Origin of the sequence: Methanocalculus sp. (assembly GCF_029762515.1) — an archaeon.
GTDB lineage: Archaea > Halobacteriota > Methanomicrobia > Methanomicrobiales > Methanocorpusculaceae > Methanocalculus.
Genome location: NZ_JARVGN010000180.1, coordinates 1 through 4,498, shown reverse-complemented (window position 1 = coordinate 4,498; position 4,498 = coordinate 1). Strand labels below are relative to the sequence as shown.

Sequence of the window (4,498 nt, the reverse complement as noted above, 5' to 3'; positions counted from 1 at the left end):
CTCTCAAAAGAAGTTGATCAGATCTGTGTTCTGAGCTGCGGCTGCTCTTCCCCGATACCTGAGATTGGTTTCTCTGCCCACCTCCGGTCTCCGGAGATGTTCCTGGCGAAAAATGAACTCCGTTCGCTCTCCGGCCCGGGCGTCTATATGATCTTCTCGGGGTTTGCACGGAAGCAACGTTTGACATTTCCCTGCCAGATATCCCCGCCAGGTGAGCAAAAACCTCTTCCTGATACCGGAATCAGGCGCGTTGTCCATCTCAGGACCCGTGATGATGGCACTGCCGATGCCGGTGCAAGGGAGCTGGCGGATCGGCTCTCTGTGCCTCTTTCAATTGTCCCTCTTGATCTGGATCTCTTCTCAGCCCGGCTCAGGGAGACACTCGCCTCGCTTGAGTCTGTTGCCCTCAGTGAAAGGACAATGGTGCAATTGAAAGGGCTTGAGGGGCAGGTTGCAGATTACACGATGGCATTTGATCTCCTGAGGGAAATTGCGGCGGCAGCCACGGAACAGGCGGTGATCAGACGAATCGATCACCTCTTCAGGCTTCTCTTCTCACCCTCGGTAATAGAACATTCTGATATCCCATATGAAGAGGGATCCTCAGGTCTTGTTCTGCCGGTTGCTTATGGAGGTGAGGTGCTGCTCTGGTTCAGGCTCGATCACTTCGCACATCCTGAGTTTCTTGACGGGTACAGGAATACTGCCCGCGTCCTCCTTCCGGTTCTTGGCCTTGCGATCAGGAATGCCCGTACATACCAGCGTCTCCTTGATGCAAATGCAGAGAAGGATCAGGAGATAAACGTGAGAAAAGAGGTGCAGGATGCACTCTCTCTTGCGAATAAGAAGCTGAATATCCTGACGGCAATCACCCGGCATGATATACTCAATGATGTTATGGTTGCTGCCGGATATCTCTATCTCGCCTCGGATCTCCCGGTATCAGATGAGGTGAAGAGCTATTTAAGAAAGCTGGAAGAGCAGGTGAGTGCGATCCAGAGGAAGGTTGAGTTCACCCGCGATTACCAGGATATGGGTGCACAGATCCCTTCGTGGCAGGATTTTGGATCATATGTCGATGCAATAGCCCCGGATATCCTCAAAGGCTCTTCTCTCTGCCTTGAGAACGAGATTGCGGATATTGAAATTCTGGCTGATCCGATGCTCGGCAAGGTGGTGCATAACCTCTGCCAGAATGCCGTTTTCCATGCAGCTTCCGGGAGCATTCTCCGCTTTAAGGCCATGGATGATTCCGGGGATCTTGTGATTGTCGTGGCAGATGACGGTCCCGGTGTTCCTGATGAAAAGAAGGAATCAATCTTCAGGCCAGCATTTGGGAGGAGCCATGGATTCGGTCTCTACCTGGTATCAGAGATCCTCTCGATCACCGGGATCACCATTGTTGAAACAGGAACAGCCGGCGCAGGGGCGGAGTTTCAAATAAGGATCCCCTCCGGAGGCTGGAGGAAAGCCGGGACGCCTCCCGGCGCCTGATAATTCATCCGGTTATCAAATGGAGGATTCGGCGGAGGATGTAGGGGGTGACAAGTGTCATAAGAAGTGGTGCGATTCCTCCCTGTTTCTTCTTCTCCTCATCCGCCTTTGATTCCCCGATCTTTCTGATTTTATATGCTATGAGGGCACCAATTGCTATTCCGCCGAGGAATGTAAAGAAGAGGGCAGGGATCGGGTGCCTCCTGACACAGGAGAGGGGATCCCGGGAGGTACCTTTCTTACCGGCTTTCTTCTTTTTGTTCTCTTTCATACAGGATTACCTGAGTTTTGCTGCGATCAGGCCGACCATGAACCCAGCACCGGCTGCGATGGCGATCGAGGCGATAGGGTGATCTGCAACGAAACTCTCGACCGTCTCAACACGCTCCTGCATCATTTCCGCTTCTTTTTCCGCAACAGTCCTGATCGTCTCTTCCGCATCGTGAATGACTTCTTTAACCTTCTCCTGCACTTCAGCGGTATCCGGCATCTTCTCTGGCACGAGGCTCTGCAGGGTCTTTTCCATATCCTTCACAAGGGCTTCAAGATCCTCGCCTTCGATCTTGCTCCTGGCATTTTTAAGTTTTTTTGCTGCCTCTTCCATGGCAGCTGCTGCTTCTTTCTTCAGCTCTTCAAACTCTTTCTGGGCTTTCTCTTCCAGATCTGTTGCAGTCTCAGCAACCTTCTCCTCTACTTCCTTCTTTGTTGTCATGAGATCACTCTCTCTGTAAATGGCATGGAATTCATGCCTTTCAACAGGTGTTTGTAGTTGGTTGTAGTATAAAAAAGGTCTGTATGGGTGGTCTTGCGTATGTGGTTTTATCAGAAAGAACAGTTTCCGTTCTCTTTTCCGGTCAGGTATCCGATGGCACACTGGATCACTTCCGGATTCTTCGGGAGATTGCCATGGCAAAACTGGTGCGGGCAGTTTGTAAAGAGCGAATTGTCAAGAGGAATGATCTCCGGCTGGATTCCGGGCATCAACGAGTCTGAATGTGGGATCACACCGTCCCCGTCAAATGTCGTTTCCCATGTTCCATCCTCCTGAAAGATCCATGTTCTGCCGCCGAGTATTGGGAAAAACGATTCTGTATGGGTGATATTCCTGCTGAGGATGCACCGGTACCGGATATCATCCCTGAGCCCCGCAGACTTCAATGTAGCCATGGTGACACTGCCGGGGCGGACCTCCTGCACAAGGCTGTCGTCTTCGGGATCATATCCGGCAGGGACAAAGATGCCTTCGAGCAATCGGATCATCTCCTCCCCGTAGACAGGATCGCAGAAGAGTTCTGCCATTGACGATCCATTATTCGGGGGGCCGATCCCGATGAACTGCCTCACCCTTTCAGCCTTCTCCTTTCCATCCTGGACTTCAAGGAGGAAGCGGGTGATATGGGTGCCCATTGAATGGGTGATGATATCGATCTCACCCTGGTACCGGTTTTTCCTCCGCATATCAGCGATGAAATCATGGAGATCTTCTGCGACGGTGACCGGATGCGGATCGGGGTTCTCCACATAGCCAAAATTCCATGCGGGTATCCCGGCTGCCTCCAGTCCGGCAATCATCTTTTTCCAGATCCCGGGATGGCTGTTCCATCCATGGATCAGGAGAACGGGGCATGCGGTGTTGTGCATCAAATCTCAAACCTTCTTTCGTCCGTACACAAGCGCCCCATCCTTTGGGCAGACCTCGATACACCGGCGGCAGAGGTAACATTCAGATTTACTATCTTCTGCTTTCGCCTCGTTTGTGGGGCATGCCCTCTCGCATTTTCCACACTCAATGCATGCGTCTGTCCGCCTGATCTTATATATAGCTGGAAACGCTCCTATCTGGAGGATTGCCCCGACCGGGCAGACAATCCTGCAGAACGGGCGGTAGATCAGGATGGAAGTGAGGAGAATTACGATAAAGACGAGTGTTCCTGCCGAGAGCGTGAGCTTAAAGAAGTCCGAGAAGCCGAAATAGTCGAGGAGCTCGATCCCGAAGAGAAATGCCCCTCCAATCATGGCAACAAGAAATAGTCCCCTGATTGCACTCAGGATGCCTTTCTGTTGCACGGGAATCTTCTTTGTCGGGATGGTGTAGGCAGCCTCCTGTACTGCTCCGATTGGGCAGAGGTACCCGCAGAAGTGGCGGCCAAAGAGAGCAGCCAGGAGTGTAAGGATGCCAAGTCCTATTATCCCGGAGAAAAGGATGGTGCCGATACGCTGTCCCTCTGCCAGATGTTCAACGAGCCCCTGGAACTGATGCGGGATCATCGGAGAGAAAGTGGCAAATCCGAAGATGATTGTGATAATGATGAGGAGGTGCCTGATTCTTGCAGAGAACTGTCCGCCTGCCCAGAGGTATGCAGAGACAATTGAGATGGTGACCGCGTAGACTACGCCTATAAGGAGAAGTGGGTTGGAATTGGCACCAAACATGGAAAAATATTGGCGATGAAGAATCAAATAGATTTGGGATGGAGAAACATCATCTTTTTAGGCAGGCATTTAGGCTCTTTTGAATCAGCTCTCTGTGATATGGAGGATATGGTTGATCGTGTATATGAGAGGGTATCAGGATGGTGCCAACGCTCTTATACCCGTGCGATACACTACCATGCATGCCGGATGTGAAACGTGATGAGGTGGGACGGAGGGTCTTTTTGCTCAAACAACAGAGGAGCGTTGAAGGGGCAATAGCAATCATCCGTTCTGCACAGGGAAAGAAATGGAATGATATCTCCGAGGAGGATGTCGGGTCACTGCGCCAGATGCTTGAGGAACTCTGGATGCAGGCCGATCGGGAGACCTGGAAGAGCTACTCCTTCTCACGGCTGACACTGAATGATATCCGGGTGATTATTCAAATCGGGTATTCACTGAAGAATGGTATGCTCACAAAGAAAGATGCTCAAAATCAGCTCAGCGAGATATTCGGGCGTACAACAAGTGAAAAATAAAATCATTGTATGTGTAAGGAAAATGAAAAAAGAGTTATAATAATTGTGCG

6 protein-coding genes are annotated in these 4,498 nt (G+C 51.1%); 2 read left to right on the top strand and 4 right to left on the bottom strand.

Features of this window, described 5'->3' with window-relative positions; translation table 11 throughout:
- Positions 1 to 1,494, top strand: a 1,494-nt coding sequence (locus QCH34_RS07420; RefSeq protein WP_300332373.1) for a HAMP domain-containing sensor histidine kinase, incomplete at its 5' end; no start/stop codon positions are given.
- A 4-nt stretch (positions 1,495 to 1,498) separates the two neighbouring features.
- Here QCH34_RS07420 and QCH34_RS07415 read toward each other — a convergent pair.
- The 4 genes from QCH34_RS07415 to QCH34_RS07400 all read right to left on the bottom strand — a co-directional run bounded on the left by QCH34_RS07415 (position 1,499) and on the right by QCH34_RS07400 (position 3,927).
- Positions 1,499 to 1,765, bottom strand: a complete 267-nt coding sequence (locus QCH34_RS07415) for a hypothetical protein (RefSeq protein WP_300332372.1) — start codon at positions 1,763 to 1,765, stop codon at positions 1,499 to 1,501.
- 6 nt (positions 1,766 to 1,771) lie between these two features.
- The gene (locus QCH34_RS07410; protein WP_300332369.1) at positions 1,772 to 2,206 is read right to left on the bottom strand and encodes a hypothetical protein; all 435 of its coding nucleotides are present in this window, start codon (positions 2,204 to 2,206) and stop codon (positions 1,772 to 1,774) included.
- A gap of 110 nt (positions 2,207 to 2,316) precedes the next feature.
- The gene (locus QCH34_RS07405) at positions 2,317 to 3,135 is read right to left on the bottom strand and encodes an alpha/beta fold hydrolase (RefSeq protein ID WP_300332366.1); all 819 of its coding nucleotides are present in this window, start codon (positions 3,133 to 3,135) and stop codon (positions 2,317 to 2,319) included.
- A 6-nt stretch (positions 3,136 to 3,141) separates the two neighbouring features.
- Positions 3,142 to 3,927, bottom strand: a complete 786-nt coding sequence (locus tag QCH34_RS07400) for a 4Fe-4S binding protein (RefSeq protein ID WP_300332364.1) — start codon at positions 3,925 to 3,927, stop codon at positions 3,142 to 3,144.
- Between the two features lie 182 nt (positions 3,928 to 4,109).
- Between QCH34_RS07400 and QCH34_RS07395 the strand changes: the two genes are divergently transcribed.
- On the top strand, positions 4,110 to 4,448 hold the full coding sequence (locus tag QCH34_RS07395) for a hypothetical protein (RefSeq protein ID WP_300332362.1): 339 nt from the start codon (positions 4,110 to 4,112) through the stop codon (positions 4,446 to 4,448).
- The last annotated feature ends 50 nt before the right edge of the window (positions 4,449 to 4,498 follow it).

Coding starts and splice junctions, on each gene's coding strand:
- QCH34_RS07415 (WP_300332372.1), bottom strand. CDS start 1,765: ATGAAAGAGAACAAAAAGAAGAAAGCCGGTAAGAAAGGTACCTCCCGG.
- QCH34_RS07410 (WP_300332369.1), bottom strand. CDS start 2,206: ATGACAACAAAGAAGGAAGTAGAGGAGAAGGTTGCTGAGACTGCAACA.
- QCH34_RS07405 (WP_300332366.1), bottom strand. CDS start 3,135: ATGCACAACACCGCATGCCCCGTTCTCCTGATCCATGGATGGAACAGC.
- QCH34_RS07400 (WP_300332364.1), bottom strand. CDS start 3,927: ATGTTTGGTGCCAATTCCAACCCACTTCTCCTTATAGGCGTAGTCTAC.
- QCH34_RS07395 (WP_300332362.1), top strand. CDS start 4,110: ATGCCGGATGTGAAACGTGATGAGGTGGGACGGAGGGTCTTTTTGCTC.